Origin of the sequence: Lewinella sp. IMCC34183 (assembly GCF_003390915.1) — a bacterium.
Lineage (GTDB): Bacteria > Bacteroidota > Bacteroidia > Chitinophagales > Saprospiraceae > Neolewinella.
This window is the reverse complement of sequence record NZ_QMEM01000002.1, coordinates 273,174-295,070: the sequence shown is the minus strand read 5'-3', so window position 1 is coordinate 295,070 and position 21,897 is coordinate 273,174. Positions and strand designations below refer to the sequence as shown.

16 protein-coding genes are annotated in these 21,897 nt (G+C 65.2%); 6 read left to right on the top strand and 10 right to left on the bottom strand.

Annotated features, from left to right (window positions below; genetic code table 11):
- Positions 1–51 precede the first annotated feature (51 nt).
- Together DQG19_RS06450 and DQG19_RS06445 are read left to right on the top strand one after the other, a co-directional pair.
- Positions 52–3,696, top strand: coding sequence for a T9SS type A sorting domain-containing protein (locus DQG19_RS06450; protein WP_116125421.1), 3,645 nt, complete (start codon positions 52–54; stop codon positions 3,694–3,696).
- A 95-nt stretch (positions 3,697–3,791) separates the two neighbouring features.
- Positions 3,792–5,540 carry a glycoside hydrolase family 9 protein gene (locus DQG19_RS06445; RefSeq protein ID WP_116125420.1) on the top strand — a complete coding sequence of 583 codons (1,749 nt, stop codon included), beginning with the start codon at positions 3,792–3,794 and terminating at the stop codon, positions 5,538–5,540.
- Between the two features lie 3 nt (positions 5,541–5,543).
- Here the strand turns inward: DQG19_RS06445 and DQG19_RS06440 are convergent, their stop codons facing one another.
- A complete protein-coding gene (locus DQG19_RS06440; RefSeq protein WP_116125419.1) occupies positions 5,544–6,752 on the bottom strand; it encodes a bifunctional alpha/beta hydrolase/OsmC family protein in 1,209 nt (402 codons plus the stop codon).
- A 94-nt stretch (positions 6,753–6,846) separates the two neighbouring features.
- Between DQG19_RS06440 and DQG19_RS06435 the strand changes: the two genes are divergently transcribed.
- Positions 6,847–7,119: a hypothetical protein gene (locus tag DQG19_RS06435; protein WP_116125418.1), complete on the top strand. Its 273-nt coding sequence runs from the start codon at positions 6,847–6,849 to the stop codon at positions 7,117–7,119.
- A 4-nt stretch (positions 7,120–7,123) separates the two neighbouring features.
- Here DQG19_RS06435 and DQG19_RS06430 read toward each other — a convergent pair whose 3' ends face one another.
- The 4 genes from DQG19_RS06430 to DQG19_RS06415 form a co-directional block, all read right to left on the bottom strand.
- Entirely contained in the window at positions 7,124–8,797 is a 1,674-nt protein-coding gene (locus tag DQG19_RS06430) for an FAD-dependent oxidoreductase (protein ID WP_116125417.1), read from the bottom strand.
- 61 nt (positions 8,798–8,858) lie between these two features.
- Positions 8,859–10,271 carry a sensor histidine kinase gene (locus DQG19_RS21540; RefSeq protein WP_116125416.1) on the bottom strand — a complete coding sequence of 471 codons (1,413 nt, stop codon included), beginning with the start codon at positions 10,269–10,271 and terminating at the stop codon, positions 8,859–8,861.
- Positions 10,272–10,318: 47 nt separating this feature from the next.
- Complete coding sequence (locus tag DQG19_RS06420) at positions 10,319–10,663, bottom strand: type II toxin-antitoxin system PemK/MazF family toxin (RefSeq protein ID WP_116125415.1); 345 nt, start codon at positions 10,661–10,663, stop codon at positions 10,319–10,321.
- Positions 10,660–10,869, bottom strand: a complete 210-nt coding sequence (locus tag DQG19_RS06415) for a hypothetical protein (RefSeq protein WP_116125414.1) — start codon at positions 10,867–10,869, stop codon at positions 10,660–10,662. Before DQG19_RS06415 ends, DQG19_RS06420 begins: the two co-directional genes overlap by 4 nt.
- Before the next feature lie 172 nt (positions 10,870–11,041).
- Between DQG19_RS06415 and DQG19_RS06410 the strand changes: the two genes are divergently transcribed.
- Genes DQG19_RS06410 through DQG19_RS06400 form a run of 3 tightly spaced genes read left to right on the top strand, consistent with a single transcriptional unit; the run spans position 11,042 to position 13,593 of the window.
- Positions 11,042–11,416, top strand: coding sequence for a hypothetical protein (locus tag DQG19_RS06410; protein WP_116125413.1), 375 nt, complete (start codon positions 11,042–11,044; stop codon positions 11,414–11,416).
- A 48-nt stretch (positions 11,417–11,464) separates the two neighbouring features.
- Positions 11,465–12,061, top strand: coding sequence for a hypothetical protein (locus DQG19_RS06405; RefSeq protein WP_116125412.1), 597 nt, complete (start codon positions 11,465–11,467; stop codon positions 12,059–12,061).
- A 59-nt stretch (positions 12,062–12,120) separates the two neighbouring features.
- Positions 12,121–13,593 carry a helix-turn-helix domain-containing protein gene (locus DQG19_RS06400; protein WP_116125411.1) on the top strand — a complete coding sequence of 491 codons (1,473 nt, stop codon included), beginning with the start codon at positions 12,121–12,123 and terminating at the stop codon, positions 13,591–13,593.
- Positions 13,594–13,595: 2 nt separating this feature from the next.
- Here DQG19_RS06400 and DQG19_RS06395 read toward each other — a convergent pair whose 3' ends face one another.
- From DQG19_RS06395 to DQG19_RS06375, 5 genes are read right to left on the bottom strand one after another with little or no spacing between them, the layout of a single operon-like run.
- Entirely contained in the window at positions 13,596–14,612 is a 1,017-nt protein-coding gene (locus DQG19_RS06395) for a glycosyltransferase (protein ID WP_116125410.1), read from the bottom strand.
- Between the two features lie 30 nt (positions 14,613–14,642).
- On the bottom strand, positions 14,643–15,272 hold the full coding sequence (locus DQG19_RS06390) for a hypothetical protein (RefSeq protein WP_116125409.1): 630 nt from the start codon (positions 15,270–15,272) through the stop codon (positions 14,643–14,645).
- 11 nt (positions 15,273–15,283) lie between these two features.
- A complete protein-coding gene (locus tag DQG19_RS06385; protein WP_116125408.1) occupies positions 15,284–17,503 on the bottom strand; it encodes a TonB-dependent receptor in 2,220 nt (739 codons plus the stop codon).
- 16 nt (positions 17,504–17,519) lie between these two features.
- Complete coding sequence (locus tag DQG19_RS06380; RefSeq protein ID WP_116125407.1) at positions 17,520–21,653, bottom strand: non-ribosomal peptide synthetase; 4,134 nt, start codon at positions 21,651–21,653, stop codon at positions 17,520–17,522.
- Positions 21,650–21,895: an acyl carrier protein gene (locus tag DQG19_RS06375; protein WP_116125406.1), complete on the bottom strand. Its 246-nt coding sequence runs from the start codon at positions 21,893–21,895 to the stop codon at positions 21,650–21,652. The genes DQG19_RS06380 and DQG19_RS06375 overlap by 4 nt, the downstream gene beginning before the upstream one ends.
- Positions 21,896–21,897 lie beyond the last annotated feature (2 nt).

Sequence of the window (21,897 nt, the reverse complement as noted above, 5' to 3'; positions counted from 1 at the left end):
TCGACGGCGTTATCTTTAGTGTATCGCCCTATCGCTTACGAACCTCCCTAGATGCGCCTACTTCTACCGCTACTCTTACTGCTGCCCGTGGTCCTGTCCGCCCAGTTCGCCGAAGTCCTCGAACCGGTTGGGCTGCCGGTACTCCCGTACCACAGCGACGTGGTCGCGACCGGCGACCTGAACGGCGACGGGCGTTCGGATTACCTGCTGGGCAATACCGCCCACGTGGTCGGGGGCGTACTGAGCTGGGTACCCAATACCGCCGACGGCGTGATCCGTATGCCCCGCGTCATCCCCACCGCGGGCGGTGTCAACAGCCTGACGACGGAAGACGTGGACGACGACGGCGACCTCGATATCCTCTACCATATTTACGGCAATTTCCGCGAGGACCCGCAGCTGTTCTACGCGGAGAACGTGAGCGGCGACGGACTGGAGTGGCGCACCCGCGTGGTGTCATATGAAGGAATCCGATCGGGGAACAGCGACCCGGCCCGCTTCGGCGACATCAACGGCGACGGTCGGCAGGACATCGTGTATACCTCCGACGGAGCTATCCGCTACATTCTGGGTATCCCCGGGGGCTTCGGCCCTTCGGCACATATCACTACGTTCGGCCGCGACCACGACAATATGGACGGTTACCTGGCCGATGCCGATGGCGACGGGGTGAAGGATCTCGTCTATGCGGTCGAAGGTGCCGACTATGCCCCGGATACCCTGCGCTATTACTCGTTCGCGGGACGGACGGACGGCGGGGTCAACCCTCCGGTGAACCTGTTCAGTTTCCGGGGCTGGCTGCACCCGCCCTTCGACCTCGACGGGGACGGGCGCGTCGACCCGACCACGACGTTCCGCGACAGCGTGCTGGTCCGCCGGCAGTTGCCGGTCGGCTACGATTCCATCGTCATCCCCTACGATACCTACGGGATCAGGGTAACCGACGTGACCGGCGACGGGCAGGGAGACCTGCTGTTTGCGGACAATGGCAAGCTGGTCATCCTGCCGGTGGTGGACGGCGAACTGCAGGAAGCCCGAACGGTGTCGGGGGAAGTACACCTGCGCAACAATTTTATGATCGCAGAGAGCGCGTCCGGCATCCGGGAACTACTCGTCAGGACCACCTTTCCCGACCTGGGCCACCTGCCGGGGCGTGTCGATCTGGACGACTACGTGGCCGGAACCGCTGAGCTCGGCCCGGTATGGTACCCCGCGGACCTCAGCCAACTCGCCGTCGAGCCGGTCCGCCCCGGAGCCTATGCGACGTACCTAGCGCCACCGTACGAAACCTACCCCGCCGCCGTTTACCGCATCAGCCCCGAGGTGCCCGATGACCGGACGTGGTACACCGTGCGCCCCGTTTTCCGCGCGGACCCGGCATTGTTCCAGCACCCGAATTACGCCGATGTGGACCACACCGTGCGGGCGGATTTTAACCGGGACGGGTACCCGGACTTCGTGTTTCAGCTTGACATGCACGGACAAGAAAGGCCGCTGGTACTGGGGGCGTTCTCCGGCGGTCGACCCGGTGCGTACCGCGAAGAGCGGGTGCCGGAATACACGCTGAACGATTCCCACAGCGCCTACGACCGTACGCTGGACCTGCCCGATCGCTTTCCCGTAACGGTAGTCAACGATCGCTACGACGATGGATGCACGGTGCGGGTATTTTACCACGCGGACGGAGACGGCCACCCCGACCGGGAGCAGTGCCTCGATATCTTTCCCGCAGGTACTACCTGGCAAAATACCGGGGAGATCGCCGTGCCGGACCTGAACCACGACGGGCATGCGGACCTGGTGATCGTGCGACATGGCCTGCCGCCGGTCTACCTGCGCTTCGATCCCGTGGCGGGTGAATTCGTCGATCCCGTTGCCCTGCCCATGCAGGAGCGGACCTTCGGGAGCTCCATGTACTTTACCGTGGGGGACCTGAACGGTGACGGCTACACCGACCTGGCTACCCTTTCCGCCGGCACGGAATACACCATCGTTACGGGCTACCACGCCGGTGAGTTTGACACCCACCGACGCAATACAACTACCTACCTAGATGGCTACCGAGCCGCCTGGAGGGCCCTCGACCTGGACCACGACGGTCGCGACGAGTTGCTCTACACTGGTGAGACGGGGCGCATGGAGGTCGGGTTTGAGCCGGGGAAAGGGTGGGAACGGACCTTTACGCCCGGCACGCTTCCCACCAGCAGCGGAGACTCCGTCGTATCGCTGGAAATGCACACGCTGGCCGACGTGGACGGTGACGGAGATACGGACCTGCTCTTCCACGAGGACGGGCTGTACTACCTCACCAACCTGGAGCGCGACGCCAGCTACCGCATCGCCACCTACTACGACGCCAACGGGAACAACAGCCGGGAAGCGGACGAGCCCCTGCTGCCCGGCATAAACTATGCCTTCCGCGATTTCCCCATCAGCGTGCGGCGGGACGATGCGGACGGCTGGACCACCCTGTACACTACAGGAGCAGGGGAAACCAAACTGACCGCAGAGGCCGGCCCCCTCTGGAAGATCCGGCCCGACGCCATTGACGCGACACTGGGGATTCGGGCCAAGGCCCGCCGTAATATCTTCGCCGCCGTTCCTACCTCGGCCGTCCACCGGGCGGAGTTTGGCCTCACAGTAGGCCGCATGCGGTGCAACACCGACGTGCCGGTGTGGATCACCCTGGAGAACACGGGCAACCAGGTCGTGCCTCCGTCTTACATCTCGCTGGCCACCAACCCGGGGCTGGACGTGATCACCCCGCCCGACTCCGTGGCGGGAGGGCGCAGCTACTACCGAACCGACGCCCTGCTTCCCGGCGAGGACCTCGTGCTGCCCCTGATGGTCCGGGCGCCCGGCGTGGACGTACTGCCGCTGACCGTGGAGCTCACTGCCGCCTTCGATCACCGGGCCGGTAGTGAGGTGCGAACGCTCGAGGCACAGCAGTACGCCGAGGTCCGCTGCAGCTACGACCCCAACGACAAGCAAGTCAGCCCCCCCGGCGTCAAGCAGCAGGGCTTCCTCAAGGGCTCGCCCGACCTGACCTACACCATCCGCTTCCAGAACACCGGCAACGATACGGCCTACCTGGTCGTGCTGCGCGACACCCTGGATACGGAGCTGGACCTGTCCTCTTTCTTCCTGCTCTCGGCCAGCCACGGGGTCAGCGTGGAGCTGGAGGACAGCACCCGCGCCCTGGCCTTCCGCTTTGCCGAGATCATGCTCGTCGACAGCATGACCAACCCACCGGCCAGCCAGGGCTTCGTCACCTACAGCCTGCGCCCCCGCGAGGACGTGGTCAACAACGACGAGATCACCAACCGGGCGGCCATCTACTTCGACTACAACCCACCCATCATCACGAATACCGTACTGAATACCATGGTGCGGGCGGATACCTCCACCACGGCGCTTTTACCCCACCGCCGGGAGGTCCTCGACCTGGGCCTGGCCCCGAACCCGGCCACGGCGGCTACCGTCCTGACGCTGTCGGGCCCGGCCTGGGAGCCGTACCTGGCGCAGGCCCTTACCGCCCGGCTCAGCGCCGTGGACGGCCGGGCGGTGCGCGAGTGGACCCTGAACGGCCGGCGCACAACGCTCGACTCCGGGGGCCTTGCCCCGGGTATCTATCTGCTCACGGTCACCGCCGCGGGCGGCGGGGTGGCGACCGTCCGGGTGGCTGTTCAGCGGTAGTAGCACCGGATACCGGAGCGGGGGTGGTGGAGCGGTGGTAGCCAGTTGATCCGTCGGGCTTCCCGACAGTATCTTACCCCGAAAACGCCCACCCCGTGTCGCTACCCAATTTACTCGCAGGCTGCCTTATCGCGCTGCACCTGCTGGCCTGCCAAACCGAGGACGATCGCCCCGCATTCGCCGACCTGACGACCCCGCAGATCCAGCTCAATCAGGTAGGCTACTACCCCGATCAGCCCGTGCGCTTCACGTTTGCCGACACCAGCGCGCCCGCCCGCCCCGTAGACTTCCAGCCGCGGACGGTGTACTACGTGACCGACAGCACCGGTGATACGACCCTGGTGGAAGGGCGGCTGTCCGATACCCTCGACTGGACCACCCTGGCGGGCGTCATGGCCCAGACCGCCACGGCCGACCCCCTGCCGGTGGGTACCTACCGCATCTTTATTCCCGACGTGGGCTACTCGCCGGCCTTTCGCGTGGCGGAAGACGTCCTCCACCCCGCCTTCATCGGCTCGCTGCGGGGACTGTACTACCAGCGCGCCGGCCAATCGCTGCCGGAGCGCCACGCCGGTGCCTACGCCCGTGCCGCCGGCCACCCCGACACGCTGGCGCGCTACCACTCCTCCAGCGGCCATACCGGTGGCACCTTCAGCAGTCCGGGCGGCTGGTACGACGCCGGTGATTTCAATAAATACATCGTCAACGGAGCGTTCCCCGTAGGTCAGCTGCTGGCGCTGTACGAAGACGTGGGTGATCCCGCTCCCGACGGCAGCCTAAATATCCCGGAAAGCGGTAACGGCAAGAGCGATTACCTCGACGAGGTGAAGTACGAACTGGATTGGATGCTGACCATGCAGGACGACGACGGCGGGCTCTACCATAAGCTTACCACCCTGAACTTCGCCGGCATGGTAATGCCCGAGGAGGCGACCGAGCCCCGCTACGCGGTAGGTAAGAGCGTAACCGCGACCTTCGACTTCGCCGGCGCCACGGCCCAGGCGGCGCGCGTCTACCGCGCCTACGACGCGGCCTACGCCGACCGCCTGCTCGCCGCCGCCCGCCGGGCGTGGCAGTGGGGCCTGGCGCACCCCGATGCCTTTTTCCGTAATCCCGACGATGTTAGTACCGGGGAGTACGGCGATAGCAACGCGGACGACGAACGCGCCTGGGCGGCGGCCGAGCTCTTCGCGACCACGGGCGAACAGGAGTTCTACAACGACCTCCAGGCCCGGCCACCAAACGTTCGGGCGGGAACCGGCTGGAACGGCTATATGGCCAACCTGGCCGCTTTTACCTTACTGCGGCATCCGGAGCGCGTGCCGCGGGAGTACCTGTCGCGCCTCGACGGCCTCGTCGAAACCCTGGCCGACAGCCTCGTACAGGCGATCGACCGCACGGCCTATTACCAGCCACTACAACAATTCCGCTGGGGCAGTAACTCCGACGTGATGAACGACGCGATGCTCATTGCCGCGGCCCACCGGCAACACCCGCGGCCGGAATACGTGGCCGCGATGCGTGACTGTATGAATTACGTACTGGGGCACAATCCCAACGGCGTATGCTACCTCACCGGCTTCGGCACCCGCTCCCCGCAGTACATTCATCACCGGCAGAGTGCCGCCGACGGGATCGACGCCCCCGTGCCCGGCCTCCTGTCCGGTGGCCCCAACACCGGCCAGCAGGACCGCGAGGACACCCGGTACAAGCCCGGTGCCGCGCCCATGCAGAGTTGGGCGGACCAGACCCCCAGCTATGCCAGCAACGAGATCTGCCTGAACTGGAACGCCCCCTTCACCTACGTGGCCGGCTTTTTGGGGGCCTACCCACTCGCACGGTAGGACTTACTTCAATCGGGTGGTCACTTCCACCGTTTCGTGCAGCGTGCGGTGGACGGGGCAGCGGTCGGCGATCTCCAGCAGCCGTTCGCGCTGCTCGTCGGTAAGCTCACCCCGGATCGCGATGACCCGCTCAAACTGATCGATCTTGGAGTGCTTGTCGTCGGATTCGAGCAGGTCGGTGGTGTAATCTTTCTTGTGGTTAAGGTGGACCTCCACTTCCTCTACGGGCCACTTTTTGCGGCGGGCGTACATCTGGATGGTCATGGCGGTACAGGCACCCAGGCCCGCACTGACGAGCTCGTAGGGACCGGGGCCGAAGTCGTTGCCCCCCACCTTTACCGGTTCGTCGGCGGTCAGGTGGTGCTGGCGGACCATCACCTCGGTGGTGTATCCCTCACCGGCGAGGCGTACGGCCACGTTGTGCTCGCTGCGCAGGGGGGAGGCTTCGGGTACGGGCAGGTAGCGGCGCGACCAGCCGGCGATCACCTGGCCGGCGTAGTGGCTGTCGTCGGCGTCCGAGAGCAGGTGGTCGGCACCGTCGAGGCTTACGAAGCTCTTTGGGTGGCGGGCGGCGGTGTACAGCTTGGCAGCCTCGTCGATGGAGACGGTGCGGTCCTGCGGGGAGTGCAGGATCAGCAGGGCGGCCTCCATATCGCGGATGCGGCGGTCGAGTTGGTGGTTGCCGAGGTCTTCGACGAACTGCCGGGCGATCCGGAAGGGCCGGCCGCCGATGGAGACGGTAGCGTCGCCCTCCGCGGTGATCGTTTCCAGTTCCTCCTGAAAGTGTTGGGCCACGTGGTCGGGCGAGAAGGGCGCGCCGATGGTGGCCACCGCGCGGACGGAGGGGATCCGCGGCGCCGCGCAGAGTACCGCCGCTCCGCCGAGACTGTGCCCGACCAGCAGGGCGGGGGCGAGGTGGTGCTCGGCGAGATAGTCCGCGGCGGCCTCCAGGTCGGTGATGTTGGTGGTGAAGGTGGTGTCCACGAAGTCGCCCTCGCTTTCCCCGATGCCGGTAAAGTCAAAGCGCAGCACCCCGATACCCTGGAGGTTGAGCTCCCGGCAGATGTTGTGAATAGCGGTGAGCGTCTGTCCGCAGGTAAAGCAGTGGGCGAAGACCGCGAAGGCGTACGGATGGCGGTTGACGGGGAGCTCCAGGCGGGCGGAGAGTTCCTGGCCGGAAGCGTTGAGGAAGGAAACTTTACGGGCGTTCAAGGCTGTTTGTTTAAAACAAAATGTTTGTTAAGAGATAAAAAACAACTATTTTTGTCAGGCCGCTAGAGGGAATCATTCGTCTCAATTTCAAAGCATGTCAGCCCATAACACCAAGAACCCAACCGGCAGCGGCGTCCAGCGTCCCGACCGGCGAAATGTACCGAATCCCGACCGCAGGTCGGATACGCCGCCCGACGACGACCGGGACCGGCTGCGCGACATCATCGTGGTGATCGTCACGTATCCGCTTACTCCGACCGAGAAGACCGACAAGCTCGCCCGCAAGAAGCCCTGGTTGGAAGCGGTATCGCTGCTGCTCAAGCTGCTGTTGGCGCTCTACGCGATCTGGGAAGCCGTGACCAAGTAAGCGCCTAAAACTCGGAGAGGTATTCGTGGACGAACTTGATGGCCATGGCACCTTCGCCCACGGCGGAGGCCACGCGGTTCATGGCTCCGCTGCGCACGTCGCCGGCGGCGAAGATGCCCGGCTGGCAGGTTTCCAGCAGGAAGGGGTTGCGCTCCAGCGACCACCCCTTGCGGCGGCTGGGGGAGGCGAGCAGATCCCGGCCGGTGATCACGAAACCGCGCTTGTCGGTCATGATCTGTCCGGCCTCCAGCCACTCGGTACGGGGCCGCGCGCCGATGAAGATGAACAGGGCGTCTGCGTCTATTTCGTAGGTACTGTCGTCCTCCAGGTTCTGCAGTACCAGGCGTTGGAGGTGGTCGTCGTCGCCGCACACCTTGATCACCTCCCGGTACCCCTGCACCGTAATGTTCTCGATCTCGTCGATCTGGTCGATGAGGTAGCTCGACATGCTGCTGGTGAGGTCGGGTTTGCGGATGAGGATGGTTACGTGACGCGCGAATTTGGACAGGTACACGGCGCCCTGCCCGGCGCTGTTGCCGCCGCCCACGACGAATACGTTCTGGTTCTCGCAGGCTTTGGCTTCCGTGATGGCCGCTCCGTAGTATACGCCCGCCCCGTTGAAGCGGTCGGCCCCCTCGGCCTCGAGCATCCGGTACTGGACCCCCGTGGTGAGGATGACGGTCTTGGTCTTCACCTGGCTGTCATCGTCGAGCGTAAGGATCTTGTAGTTGTCGCGGATCTCGATGTTGGTCACCTCGCGCGGCGATACCACTTCCACGCCGAACCGGAGCGTCTGGGCCATGGCCCGCCGGGTCAGTTCGGAGCCGGAGAGGCCACTGGGGAAGCCGAGGTAGTTCTCGATCCGGCTGCTGCTCCCGGCCTGTCCGCCGGGGGCCCGCTTTTCGATGACCAGGGTCTTCAGTCCCTCCGATCCGCCGTAGACCGCCGCCGCCATACCGGACGGACCGGAACCGATGATGACCACGTCGTAGAGGTCCTCCTGTACCGTGGCGCTCATGCCGAGGGCTTCGGCCAGGTCGTCCAGGGCGGGGTCGCTAAGGGCGGTGCCGTCCTCCAGAAGGACGAGCGGTAGCTCCACGACCTTGCAGTGGTGAAGCTTTACCAGCTCTTCCCCCTTCTCGCTGCGGGCATCGACCCACTCGTAGGGGAGGAGGTTGGCCGCCAGCCAGTCCTTGACGTTGTGCGACTTGGGCGAGTACTGGTAGCCGATCACGCGGATACCCTGGAACGCCGGGCGGTGGGTGAGTTTCCAGTCCTCCAGCAGCTCGCCGATCACGGGGTATAGCTTTTCCTCCGGCGGGTCCCACGGCTTGAGCAGGTAGTAGTCCAGTTGTACGTCGTTGATGGCCTTGATGGCCGCGTCGGTATCGCTGTACGCGGTCAGCAGGACGCGCTTCGCGGCCGGGTAGTGCGGCCGGGCCCGCTCCAGGAACTCTACGCCGAGCATTTCCGGCATGCGCTGGTCGGACAGGAACATCGCGATGGTTTCTCCTTTCCGCTTCAGGTCTTCCACGGCTTCCAGGGCCTCGGCGGGCTTGGTCGTGCTGACGATGCGGTAGTCGGCCTGGTACTGGTTGCGCAGGTCGCGTTTAAGGGAGCGGAGTACCTGCTGGTCGTCGTCGACCGACAGGATAATGGGTTTACGGTCTCTGGCCATGGGGAGTAGGGATAAAAAACGAGGGAAGGGGGGGCATGCAACACGGCAGGCGCGAAAAAGACTATTCGACGGGGAAGCACACGCGGAACACCGTCCGGCCCGGTTCGCTCTCGACCTTCACCATGCCGTTGTGGTGGTCGATGACGCGTCGCACGATGTCCAGCCCCATGCCCGTTCCCTCACCGATGCCCTTGGTAGTGAAGAAGGGTTCGAAAATGCGGCTCTGGATATCTTCCGGTATACCGGGCCCGTTGTCCTCCACCTCCACGCAGACGCAGTCGCGCTCGGTGAAGGTGCGCAATGTGAGGCGGCCGTCCCGCTCGGGCATCGCATCCAGGGCGTTGCTCAGCAAATTGGTCCATACCTGATTGAGTTCACCGGCCAGGGCCTTTACTTTGGGAATGTCGCTCCCCAGTTCCTTGACGATGCGCACGTTTTTCTTCTTCAGTACGTGCTTCAGCATGGTGACCGTCGAGCGGAGGCCTTCGTGAATGTCCACCATTTCCAGGCTGGGATCCTGGTCCATGTGGCTGTAGGTTTTGATGGAGCGCACCAGGTCGGAGATGCGCCCGCTGGCGGCCTGAATCTCGGTAACCAGGGCCTCGGTGGTCAGGTTGGTTTCTACCCACTGCAGCACGGGAGATAGTGCCGCGTCGGGGATGACGGCCGCGATCTCGTCGAGGTATTCGGGGCGAAAGTGCCAGTCCACGAAGGTATCCACCAGGCAATCGCGGTCACTGACTTCCCGCTGGGTGAGCCAGTCGCATATGTCATCGTACAGGTCCTCGCTTTCCATCAGGCTCAGCTCGGGTTCCCCGGGTGCCTCCCGGACGCGGTCGAACAGGATGGTATTAAGCCGGTCGACCGCTTCTTCGGCGACCTGCATGGTGATCACCGCCTTGAAGCGTTCCGGGGTTTGTACGAGGTGGCGGTGCAGCTCCTGGCTGCTGCGGAGAATGGCCGAGGCTGGATTATTAAGCTCGTGGGCGAGGCCGGCGCTCATCTTGCCCAGGGCCAGTAACTTCTCGTCCATCAGGCGCATCTGCTGAAAGTCGCGAACCCGGTTGGTCATCACCGTCACCAAAGCCTGGGTTAGGGCGTAGCTGGTATTGACCATCTCCACGAAGCAGTCGCGGTGCAGCAGCAGCACGTAGGTATCACGGAGGCAGATCCCCTCGGCCTGCGTTTCCACCATGCGGCTGAAGGGTAGGACGCCCCCTACGGTGGGTGCCTTCCACATACCCAGGTCCTGACGGCGTCCGTTGCTTTCGCGACGGATGACGTATTCGCCGCGCAACAACACCTGCATGTGGTCGGCGCGTTCGCCGGCGCGGAAGATGTGGTCGTCCTTCGGGTAGAGTACGTAGTCCGATTTCTCGATCAGCCACTGCAGGGCGGAGTCCTCGACGTCCTGGAAGATGTCGAATTCCCGGAGTTGCGCGAGTAAGTCGGAGGTTTTCGTTAGGTCCTTCACGTGGGGTAAGATTTTAGTGGGCACGGGGGTGCCGTCGTGGGCGGAGATCAGTGGTCGAGGCCCAGCACCACGGTCAGCCCGTGTACGGCACGGTCCACCTGATCCGGAGTGGCCTCGCCGATCTTCTGGATCATCCGCTTTTCGCTGATGCTGCGGGTCTGGAAGCAGTCGGCGCTGCTGTCCTTGTCAAGGCCGGTCGTCGCATCGCTGGGCAGGCGGATCATCCAGGGCACCAGCCGGTAGTGATCCTTCCAGTTGGTTATCGGAGCCACCAGCCGGAGCGGGAGGCGGCCCACGTCGTCGGCGCTGACGATCAGTGCCGGTCGGCGCTTGGAAATCTCGGCACCGACGGTGGGGTCGAGATTGATCAGCCAGATTTCGCCGCGCTTCATTCGTGGGGGGATTCGTTGTCAAGGCACTGAAAGCAGAGCAGGTCGTCGTCGTTCCGGTAATCCAGTTCCATTACGTCGGTGGCAACGGTCATCAGGGTCGCGTTCGAGATCACGCCGTCGCGGGCCAGGCCATTGAGCAACTGCTCCAGCAGGTGCAGTTTTTCGTCCCGGGTCAGGTCCGGAAGGTCGGGTAACGAGGGGTTCATGCCTCCCTAACAGGAGCGGGGGCCGGGAAGTGCGGTGGCCCGGCGGCCGGTTTCGTCGACATTCCGCCCTGGCTCATCGGGAAAAGTTGGCAAAGGTGCAACGCCCCCCGCACCTTGTCGTCATTAACGGTAACGACCTCAGTTACAATCACTAACCCGCAATTCCTTCGCTATGAAACCCTTGCTCTTTTCCCTGCTTATCGCCCTGGTGGCTGCCCCTCTCTCCGCTTCCGTGCCCGCGCCAATGCCTGCGTTAGCCACCGCGGTCAACCCCCTGATCACCCGCAGCTCCCTCGGCGACAACGCCCTGATGCTTACACTCGCCAACCTGGAGCAGACCCGGACAAAAGTCAAACTCAGCAGCTTGTCCACCGGCGCGGTCTACTTTCGGGATATCGTCAACAAGCACAACGGATACTGCATTAACCTGATCCTGGACGACCTGCCCGAGGGCCGATTCGTACTGTCCGTGGAGAAGGAAGACGTCCTGCGCCGCCAGGTCATCCTGAAGACCGCCAACGGTGTCATGTGCAGCGACTGGAAGTAATCCCGCCGGTACGGCAATCCCTGGAGAGGTTACAGGCGTTAGGGTCGCATGCGATTCCTTCTGCTCTGTAGCCTCTTTTTCGTGGGCCTTACCGCCTGCGGCGACGACGTACCCCCCGTTCCGAAACCCCGCTCCTATCCCCGCGTGGACTATCCGCCCCGCGCCTACGCGCCCCTGGGGGCCAGCTACTGTCCGTTCACCTTCGAGCGGCCGGCGTCCGCCGAAGTCGTGCGGGAGACCAGCTTTTTCGACGAGGCCCCGGCCGATTCCTGCTGGTTCAATCTGGACCTGGCCCCCGCCCTCAACGGCAAGATCCACTTCAGCTACTATCCCGTTACCTCCTACGCCCAGTGGGAAGAGCTTCGCGACGAAGCTTTTCAGCTCGTCGGGGTACACAACCAGCGCGCGAGCGACATCGAGGAGATTGTCGTGCACCGCGCGGACGCCGACGTCCACGGCGTGGCGTTCGACATTGCCGGTCCCGCCGCCAGCCCCTTTCAGTTTTTCCTCACGGATACCACCCGCCACTTCCTGCGGGGGGCGCTGTACTTCGAGACACAGGTCAATCCCGATTCCCTGGCCCCGGTAACGGCCTACGTGAAGGAGGACATCTTCCGGATCATCGAAACCCTCGAATGGAAGTAGGGTAAGGCGGGTACGCCGGTGCGGCGAAATTTCGCGGCGTCCGACGTAAATTGGCCGCAATGAGTGTAAAGACCGCGAACGAGCGCATCATCTTCGGCCTGAAGGTCAAGCAACTTCGGCTACAGCGGGGCTTCAGTTTCGACCAGCTGTCCAAGCTGACGGGCATTTCGCTTTCGTACCTGAACGAGATCGAAAAGGGAAAGAAGTTTCCGAAGCACGACAAGGTCGGCCAGCTGGCCGCCGCCCTCGGTACCACCACCGCCGAACTGACCGACGGCGACCTGGGGCGCGAACTGGCACCCGTAAGTCGCCTGCTGCAGTCCAACTTCCTCAACGAGCTGCCGCTGGAACTCTTCGGTATCGAACTGAGTAAGGTAGCCGAGATCATCGCGGCCGCGCCCCTGCAGGTTGGGGCGTTCATCAGTACGTTGCTCGAGATCAGCCGCAGCTACGCCCTCCGGGAAGAAAATTTCTACTTCGCCGCGTTGCGGTCCTACCTGGAACTCAATGCCAACTATTTTCCGGAGCTGGAGCGGGCAGTGGAAAGCTTTGCCGAGCAATTCAACCTGCCCGGCGTACGGCCGCTGCCGCCCCGGATCCTCGCCGAACTTCTGCAGGATCGCTACCGCTACACTATCGTTCCGGGAGGGCTGGACGGCGAGCCCGCCCTGCAGAGCCTCCGGTCCGTGTACGTGCCGGACTCCGGGCAGCTTCTCCTCAACGGCAAGCTCACGCCGGTGCAGCGCAGCTTCCAGTTTGGCAAGGAGATCGCCTTCAACTACCTCAAGCTCAAGGAGCGCGCCAATACCAGCAGCATCCTTCGCGGGCGGGTCTTCGATGAGGTGCTGAACCACAGCAAGGCTACCTACTTCAGCGTGGCCCTGCACCTGCCCCTGGGGCCGTTTACCGATGCCTTACGCGAATTCTTCCGGCGGGAACGGTGGGGCGCCGCCGCCTTCCTCGACCTGATGCGGCGATTTAACGCCACGCCGGAGATGTTCTACCACCGCCTGACGAACGTCATCCCCCAATTCATCGGGTTGCGCGAACTGTTCTTCCTGCGGTTCGCTCACGACCGGGGCACCGACGACTTCGTGATCGATAAGGAGCTTCACCTGAGTCGCCGCCACCACCCCCACGAAAACGGCCTGCTCGAGCACTACTGCCGCCGCTGGGTCAGTATCAGCCTGCTGCAGGAGATGGGCGAGCCGGCCGGCGACGACCTGCGCATCGACGCCCAACGCAGCCACTATTACGGTACGGACGACGAGTACCTCTGCCTGACCCTGGCCCGCACCGATTATCCCGAACCGGGTAAGAACGTCAGCGTCACCCTGGGGCTGCTCATCAACGACGCCCTGCACCGCGAGATCGCCTTCGTCGACGACCCCGCCATCCCCCGGGTCACGGTGAATACCACCTGTGAGCGCTGTCCGATCGAGGACTGTCGCGTACGGGCGGCGGCCCCCACCGTGGTGGCCGCCCGCGACCGGCAGCGGGCGATGCGGGATGCCCTGGGCCGGCTGGGCTGACGTCAGTAATCGCGCAATAGCCGCTCGCCGGCCAGCCGCTCGAGGGATTCCTTGAGGTGCAGCTTGTCCTGGTCCATCACGGCTACGGCCCAGCCCTGCAGTTGGGCACGCTGTGCGAGGTAGGCCTGCTCCGTCTGTCCCGGCGTAGGTATCAGGATGGCCTTTTTATTGAGCGCGCGCAGGTCCATCAGCGTGGAATAGCCCGGCCGGGCCACCACGAAGCGGGCGGCGGTGAGCAGGGGTGACAGCGTAGCGGTATCGGCGAAGTTGCGGATCTCGTAGGCGTGGCCGGTCGCCGGTGGGACGGCGTCGCTGGGCAGGCCGCGGACGACCTTGACGGGGTAGGGCAGGGCGTCAAGCTGGGGCAGCAGAATCTCTTCCAGGCGGGTACGCATGGGTTCGGGGCCGGACAGCAGGGCCAGCAGGGCACTGGGGTCGCCCCCCGAAGCGGGCGCCAGGTGGGGCAGCGGGCCGATGAAGCGGACGTTATCGTAGCCGGCCGGGTCGGACAGCTTCCCGCTCAGGCGATCGTGCCCCGGATCGTCGGGCACCCAGTACTCGTCGAACCGCCCGAGCTGCAGGCGGTAAGCCGCGGACGCGGGTGCAAAGTGGGTGATGGGGTGAAGCTGGTGGGTAAGGAACACGGAGGGTACCGCCGGGTGATGGCAACCGAAGCGGCTATCGGAAACGATGCGGTCGATGCCCAGTTGCTCTACCAGGACGGCGGTGGCCTTTTTCTCGGCCCGCAGCGTCCGTTGCCAGCGCCACGCCTGCCGGGCCACGTTCCAGGCCATGCGTTTGCTGGCGTAGGTCACGCGGTAGGCGGGCAATTCGTGTACCGTGGTCCCGGGCAGTTCGCGGCGCAGCATCTCCGCGGCCGGGCCGCTGCTGGCCCAGCTGATTCGGTCGCCCTCCGCCTCCAGCCGGCGGGCCAGGGCCAGGCTACGACTGGCGTGGCCGAGGCCCCAGTCCAGCACGGCGAGCAAGGTATGACGGCGGTCGGCGGGGCGTTGGGGCACGGCTTGGATTAGTTTCCGAGCAAGATAGCCTTACTCCGTCGGTGCCGCTACCCGCGGCCGGTCGGGGACCGCAAAGGCCGCGTCGTTGACGGGTTCGGCGCGGATGATTCGCGCCGTCCCTTCGGTGTACAAGTGCTCCAGATCCGTGACGGTCTTCAGGGGCAGGGAGCCGGTGAGCTCGGTACAGAGCGACCACCAGCCGAAGCGGTGGCGGGCAAACAGCCGCGCGTCGGCCGGGTAGTCCGTACTGTAGTAGTATCGGGTGGTGCCGGCCCGGGACAGAATCGTGAGCAGGTCGCAAGGCACGCCGGCGATCTCGGCTACATCCTCCTCGATCGTGTAGCTGATGAGGGAGTCGTCCGCTACCGTCACCACGTTGTACAGCACCTGGGGAGCATTGAGGAAGTAGGTAAAGAGGCTGTCGCCGCCCTGGTACACCACGGTCATCCCTACGAGCCCGTCCAGCTGGCTGGCGTAGCTGCCCCCCCGGATGCGGTAGGTCTGCTCCGTTCCAAGAAAGGTGCGGGCCTGCTCGTCGGTCATTTGCCCGGTCCGGTCGCGGAAGGTAAAATCGTAGACGATGGTTCCCTCGAAGGGCGCCTGGGCGGAGACGGTGGCCCGCAGCGGCAGGAAAAGCGTGAACAACAGGATGAAGCGCATACGGTAAGGGATCAGAAGCGGTACCGCACCACGCCGCGTACGAAGCGGGGGGTACCGGGCGTAAAGTGGATTTCCTCCACGGGGTTCGCCTCGTTGCGCAGGCGCGACTCCGTGGCGAACTGGGTTTCGTTCCACTCCGCGTCGAGGAGGTTTTCGAGTACGAGGCCTACGGACAGCGGGCCGAAGGTGTAGTTCACGTTGGCGTCCAGGATGAAGTAGCCGTCGGCCACGATGGAGTTATCCTCGTTGGCGGGGCGGTCGTTGACGAAGCGGTAGCGAATGCCGCCGGAGAGCCGATCCTCCAGGACGTTGAGTCCGCCGGTGCTGGTCAGGTCGGGGGCCAGCGGGATGTAGTTGGCACCCTCCGGCTCCCCGATGCTGCGGGCCAGGGCGTAGTTCACGTCGGCGTCGGCGAAGAGCCAGTCGGTGATCTGGTACCGGGCCCCGAAGTCGATACCCAGGCGGCGGGTCTCGCCGCTGGGCTCCACGATGCCGGCGTCACCGACGTATACAAACTCCTGCTCCAGGTAGAGGTACCAGAGCGCGGCGTTCAGGAACAGGCGGCGGCTTGGCCGGAAGATGCCCCCCAGGTCGGCGCCGTAGGCGGCCGGCAGGATGGCGTCGGCACCCTGGTCGAGTACGACGCGCGTGTCGTTGGCGTGGAAACCGATGCCCGTCTTGAGAAAGAGCTGGGTCTGATCGTTGACGGTGTAGAGGAAGTTCAGCTTGGGGCTCACGGCCGATTTGCGCTGCTCCTGCCGGTCGTAGGTGGGCTGGAGTTTATCGACGTAGTTGAACACAAAGTGGTCTACCCGGACCGCCGGGTTGATGAGCAGGTTGCCGTATTCCAGGTCGGCCCCGACGTAGGCGAAGAGGTTGGTCTCGTCGATGTCCCCGAACTGCAGCCGCTCCAGCAGCTCCTGTCGGTTGCGGGTGCGGCTCAACTCCACGTCGTCGCTGTTGTCGTAGCGGAGGCCCAGGCCCGCCTTGAGGCTTCCCTCGCCGCCGCTGGTCCGGAAGCCGTGCTGCAACTCGGACTTGAAGCCGAACAGCTCGCGGTCCTCGTGCTGCCGGATCTGGTCGCCATTGACGGGGTCTTCCAGGAAGAAGGTGAAGTTGGAGAACAGCTCGAAATCGTAGCGGCTGTAGTAGGCATTGGTCTTTACGAAGGTATTGCGGTCCACTACGCGCAGGAATTCGCCGGCCAGGTTGCTGCGGCCGGTGTAGCCGCCCTCGGTATCGTCGATGGCGCCGAAGCGTCCGATGGTACCGTCCTCCACGGCCCGGACGGGGATCTGCCCGGAGGCGTCCCACTTGCTCTCGAAGTGGCTGGCGAGGAGGGAGAGCTTACTGCCGCTGGCCAGTTCGGTTGTGTAGCGGCCCATCAGGTTGAGGCGGTTGAAGTGCTGGCTGGAGACGAAGGGCCCGTCGGTGAGGATGTACTCCGTAGCCAGGTAAGCGCTGCTGCTCGGGGCGTCAAGCAGGTCGAAGAGCCCCACGGCGCGCAGGGTATTGAAGGAGCCGGCCTCGGCGGTGATGAGCGAGCCGTCGAGTTTCTCCTTCAGGTCGAAATCGACGTAGCCGGCGGTGGCGAAGTTGCCCTGATCGGCGTAGTAGGGCCCCTTGCCGTAGTCGATCTTCTCGATGGCCTCCGGAATGATGAAGTGGAGGTCGGCGTAGCCCTGCCCGTGGGCGTGACTGACCATGTTGACCGGCATGCCCTCCACGGAGATCGCCACGTCGGTGCCGTGGTCGATGTCGAAGCCCCGCAGGAAGATCTGCTCGGCCTTGCCGCCGCCGGCGTGCTGGCCGATCACCATGCCGGGCACGCGACGCAGTACGTCCTGGGCGGAGTTGACGGGCCGCAGGCGGGCGTCGATGTCGGTGGTCACGTTGAGGGACCGCAGGTTCGGCCGCACCGTGATGGCGTCCAGGTCGAAGAAGCTCTCCCGCAGCTGCACGGTCAGATCGTCGCCGGTACGCGGCACGGCCACGACCTGCGTCCGGTACCCCAGGTAGGTGATCTGCAGGCTGTCGCCGGTCTCCACCCCCTCGAGCGAGAAGTTGCCTAGCTCGTTGGTGTGGGTGTGGTGCTCGGAGTTGAGGTGGATGACGTAGGCGCCGATGACCGGGCTGCGGTCGGCGGTGAGTACCCGCCCCTTCACCTCCTGGGCCGATAGGGCAATTGAGCAAATGCAAAGAAGGAGGAAAAGGGTAAATCTATCAGACATATATGGAGAGTTCAGACTAGGAGATGTCGTTACGTTCTGCCTCGGACAGCAAACGCAGAAGCGTCTGTTCCAGGTATTCCCCCTGGAGGGCAATCGTGGCGTACTCAAATACGCGATGCAGCGGAAACTGGATGTCGAAGGCCTCGGAAATCCGGGCCGACAGCCGAATGGCGGTGAGGCTGTGTCCCCCGAGGTCCAGGAATTTCTCGTGGCGGCCGATCCGCTCCTGGCTCAGCACGCCGGACCAGATCTCGGCCAGCAGTTCCTCGATCTCCCCGACGGGGGCCTCGTAGGCGGTGTTCTCCGCTTCCGGCACGCCGCCCAGGCCCGCGAGGGCCGTGCGGTCCACCTTCCCGGCGGGGGTGAGCGGCAGTTCGTTGAGCGGGACGAACAGTTGCGGCAGGCTGTAGTCGGGCAGCAGCCGCGCCATCCCGGCCCGCAGTTCGGCGGGCGTGGTCCCTTCCGCGCCGACGTAGTAGGCCACCAGTTGTCGCCGGTCGTACTGCTCCGACGGGCTGCGGTAGCCGATCTCGGCCATGATGCGTTGTACGGCCGGTACGTCGACTTCCTCGTTGATTTCCTCCAGGGCGGCCTCCCGCTCCTTGTGGCCGATGCGTACGTCCCAGCTGTAGGGAAAGGCGTAGTTGTTGTAGCCCTTTTCCTTCTTGTGGACGAAGATCCCCACCTGGTTGATCAGGCAATTGGTGGACCGCCCGGTGTCCGTGGGGCGCACCCAGGGCAGCCGGTCGTCGAGGTAGGCGTACATCTCGTCCAGCGTGGCGTCGGTGTAGCGGTAAAAGTCCAGGAACTGTACCCGCTCGAAGACCTCGTCGGTGGCAAAGGCCGAGGTATCCAGCAGCTTCTTTACGGCGTCGTCGGCGCGGTGGTACACCTTGCGGGCCTCGAGGATCGCCCGGTCGATGTCCGCGGGGCCGTCCCCGCCGTCCCAGAACAGCTCCTCGGTGAGCCGCGTCTCGAAGAACTGCCCCCGCGACAGCCCGGTGACGATGTAGGGGATTTTCTTTTCCAGGGCCACCTGGGTGCTGAGGGTATAGATCGTCTTGAAGCAGCCGTTGCACACGTTGCAGTGCCGCTGGAGGCTGTCGACGAAGATCTCGTTCATCGCCGGCGTCCGGCCGAAGTGTACGTCGACGCCCAGGTCGTCGGCCACGCGGCGGATGTTGTCCAGGGCCTGCTCGGAAATGTAGCCGTTGTCGAGGGTGAAGGCCAGTACCTTGAGCCCCATTTCCACCAGCTGTCCGAGGGCATAGGTGCTGTCCTTGCCCCCGCTCAGCAGCATGATACAGTCGTACTCGGCGCCCCGTTGGCTCGGCCGGTCGGCGAAGATGGCCTGGAAGTCGTTCAGGGTGCGGAAGTAGGCCCGCGCCTTCTCCGCGTAGTCCTCAAAGCCGCGACAGAGCTGGCAGACACCGGCTTCGTCGAAGGACGCACTGGGGTAGTTGGCCGGCAACCCGCAGTTGGTACAGTAGTGGTCGACCGGCGTACGCCCCCAGGCGGAGGGGTCGATGAGGTCCACCGCCGCCGCCCGCACCCCCGGCTGACTGGCCAGCACCTGCTCGATGCCGTCGAGCTCGATGCGGTACCCCCGCCATTTGGTCTGCCGGTCGGCACGGCCCAGGAATTCCAGGTCTCCGGTAACATTGCGGCGGGCGCGGTCGCCGGTTCGGTACAGGCGTTCCCCGGCCCGGTAGGGGTGGTCGACAAACCGCTCGGCGGTGAGCTCGGCGCGGCCCCGGTAGCCGTCGGCCAGGTTGGGCCCGCCGAGGTACAGCTCACCGGTCATACCGTCGGGGACGAGCTGCCCCCGGTCGTCCAACAGCAGGGCCTCGCTGTTGTCGACGGGGCGGCCGATCGGGACGGCCCCGTGCACGTCACCCGCTCCGGTATAGCTCGTCTCGATGCACCCTACCGTGGCCTCGGTCGGTCCGTATTCGTTGATGATGTCCGTAGCTGCGGGGAAGTTCTCGCGCACCTCCCGCGCCAGGTCGGCGGTGAACTGTTCGCCCCCCACGATGAGGGTGCGGAGCCGCGCGCCGCGGTAGTCGCGTCCCCGCAACAGGGCCAGGTGGGAGGGCGTCAGCTTGACCACGTCGCAGCGGTCGTCGTCCATCACCTGCACCACGGCCAGGTCGGGCGTGCCGGGGGCGGGCTCGGGATACACGATCACCCGACCGCCGCAGGTCAGCGGCGTCAGTAGCGAGGTGACCGTCAGGTCGAAGCCGATGGTGGTGAAGAGCGGAAAGGCCGGTGCCGGGGACCGCACGTAGCGCCGCCGGGCGTAGTCCACGTAGCCGGCCAGGGCGCGGTGGCCGATCTCCACCCCCTTGGGGGCACCGGTACTGCCGGAGGTGTACATGACGTAGGCCGGGGCGGGGTAGTCCGCCGGGAGTCCCGCTACGGGTGGCGTGCGCTCGAGCAGCTGCGCGTCGCTGTCCAGCAGCACCGCCGATACCCGGTACGCCTCCACCCGCGGAAACCGGGCGGCGTCGGTGAGGACCAGGGCGCAGTCCGTCTCTTTCAGGATGTGCTCCAGGCGGCCGTCGGGCACGTCGGTGGGCAGGGGCACGTAGGTGTGTCCCGCCCGCCAGCAGGCGAGGAGGGCCACGAGAAGGTCAGCCGAACGCGGCAGGAAGAGGCCCACGATCCCGCCCGGTGTCCGGAGGCGGCCGCCGAGAAAGCCGGCCAGGCGGGCGGAGCGGGCGTCGAGCTCCGCGTAGGTCAGCGTGCCGCCGGGGCCTTCCACGGCGGGCTGGTCGGGGGTGCGGGCCACTTGTTCGGCGATCATCTCCAGCACGGATCGGTAAGCCAGGGGGGATGCCTTGCCCCGCCCCGCAGCCAGGAGCCGCGCCCGCCCGTCGTCGCCCAGTAGATCGGCGGTCGCGATACCCTGTTCGGGGTTGGACGTCATCGCGTCGAGCAGCCGTAGAAACTGAGCGGGTACGCGCTGGTGATCCGCGTCCGCGAACACCGCCGTATTCAGGTCGAATTCCAGCGTCAGCCGGCCGCTCCGATCAAGGTCGTGAACCTGCAGCCGCAGGTGGTGGCCCGGGTCGGCGTGGCCGGGCGAGCGCCAGCGGGTACGGCACGCTACGGCGGGGGAGAAATCGCCGAAGGTGGCCGTGATGAAGTTCAGCACGACGTTGAAGGAGGCGGAGAGTTCCGGGCGCACCACCCCGGGACGGGCCGCGGCCAGGAACGCATTGGCTGCGGTGCGCTGCCGGCCGAGCAGCGAAAGGAAGGTGTCGTCGGGAGCCACCGTCCCGTACAGGGGCAGCATCTCGATCACCTGGGCCGGCAGCCGCCGCTCGGCGGGGGTGGTCCGGTTGGCGGCGGGGGTGCCGAGGGTGACGTCCCCGGCGCCGGAGATACGGTGGACGAAGGCCGTTAATACGGTGGACAGCAGGGTGAACCGGGTCATGTCCCGCGTAAAGTGCCGCACGTCGGGGCGGGCGGCCAGGCGGTCCAGGGCCTCCATGCGCTCCGGTCCCAGGTCGATCCGGATCCGGGGCGACCGGGAATTGCCCGCCGCGTTGGTCCGGCCCACCAGGCGGGGCGGGGCGGCGGCGGGCCGGTCGGCCCAGTAGTCGGGAAGCAGCTGCTCCTTCGCAAGCTCGCGGCGGTAAGCCGAAAAGGAGGGCAGTTGATTGGTCTCCTCCGCACCCGCGTTCCCGCCCGTTGCGTACAGTTCCGCCAGGCGGGTATACTGCACGCTTACGCCCCAGGCGTCAACGATCAGGTGATGCTGGTTCAGGAAGAAGAGGTGGTGGTCGGTACCCAGGTGCAGCAGTACGGCATCTACACAACCGTCCTCCAGGTCGAAGACACGGGCGCTACGGGTTTCGAGCCACGCTTCGAGCTCGCGGACGGAGGCCGGCCCGTCCGTCACCCGCAGTTCGCCCGGCAGGTCGGGGAGCACGTGCTGCTGCGGCGCTCCGTTCCGGGACCGAAACACGGTACGCATGGTGTCGCACTCGGCCACCAGCGCACGGAAGCTCGCCCGGAAGCGGTCCACGTCGAGCGGGCCGCGCAGGTTGAAGGTGAACGCGCAGTTATACTGTGGCGAATCGGGGGCGAGCTGCTGCCCGGTCCAGAGCGCCAGCTGCGCGGGGGTCAGGGCGGTGGGACTCATACGCCCGCGGCTTGGCGATCCCGCACGAAGGCGGTCATGGCGTCGACCGTCATGAAGTGATCGATGGTCATCTCCTCGGGCGGGATGCGCACCTGGAAGGTTTCTTCGAGGAAGGCGATGAGCCGGAACACGGCCATGGAGCTGATGAGGCCGCTACCCAGCAGGTCGTCCTGGGCGGTCAGGTCGGCCGGCTCTCCGGCCAGCAGTTCGGTCTTGATGTAGGTGAGGATGCGTTCTTGCATGG

What these genes read in the sequence shown, in the direction of transcription:
- DQG19_RS06390 (WP_116125409.1), bottom strand. Translation starts at nt 15,272, where the DNA reads ATGCGCTTCATCCTGTTGTTCACGCTTTTCCTGCCGCTGCGGGCCACC.
- DQG19_RS06410 (WP_116125413.1), top strand. Translation starts at nt 11,042, where the DNA reads ATGAAACCCTTGCTCTTTTCCCTGCTTATCGCCCTGGTGGCTGCCCCT.
- DQG19_RS06420 (WP_116125415.1), bottom strand. Translation starts at nt 10,663, where the DNA reads ATGAAGCGCGGCGAAATCTGGCTGATCAATCTCGACCCCACCGTCGGT.
- DQG19_RS06435 (WP_116125418.1), top strand. Translation starts at nt 6,847, where the DNA reads ATGTCAGCCCATAACACCAAGAACCCAACCGGCAGCGGCGTCCAGCGT.
- DQG19_RS06415 (WP_116125414.1), bottom strand. Translation starts at nt 10,869, where the DNA reads ATGAACCCCTCGTTACCCGACCTTCCGGACCTGACCCGGGACGAAAAA.
- DQG19_RS06450 (WP_116125421.1), top strand. Translation starts at nt 52, where the DNA reads ATGCGCCTACTTCTACCGCTACTCTTACTGCTGCCCGTGGTCCTGTCC.
- DQG19_RS06400 (WP_116125411.1), top strand. Translation starts at nt 12,121, where the DNA reads ATGAGTGTAAAGACCGCGAACGAGCGCATCATCTTCGGCCTGAAGGTC.
- DQG19_RS06385 (WP_116125408.1), bottom strand. Translation starts at nt 17,503, where the DNA reads ATGTCTGATAGATTTACCCTTTTCCTCCTTCTTTGCATTTGCTCAATT.
- DQG19_RS06380 (WP_116125407.1), bottom strand. Translation starts at nt 21,653, where the DNA reads ATGAGTCCCACCGCCCTGACCCCCGCGCAGCTGGCGCTCTGGACCGGG.
- DQG19_RS06405 (WP_116125412.1), top strand. Translation starts at nt 11,465, where the DNA reads ATGCGATTCCTTCTGCTCTGTAGCCTCTTTTTCGTGGGCCTTACCGCC.
- DQG19_RS06430 (WP_116125417.1), bottom strand. Translation starts at nt 8,797, where the DNA reads ATGGCCAGAGACCGTAAACCCATTATCCTGTCGGTCGACGACGACCAG.
- DQG19_RS06375 (WP_116125406.1), bottom strand. Translation starts at nt 21,895, where the DNA reads ATGCAAGAACGCATCCTCACCTACATCAAGACCGAACTGCTGGCCGGA.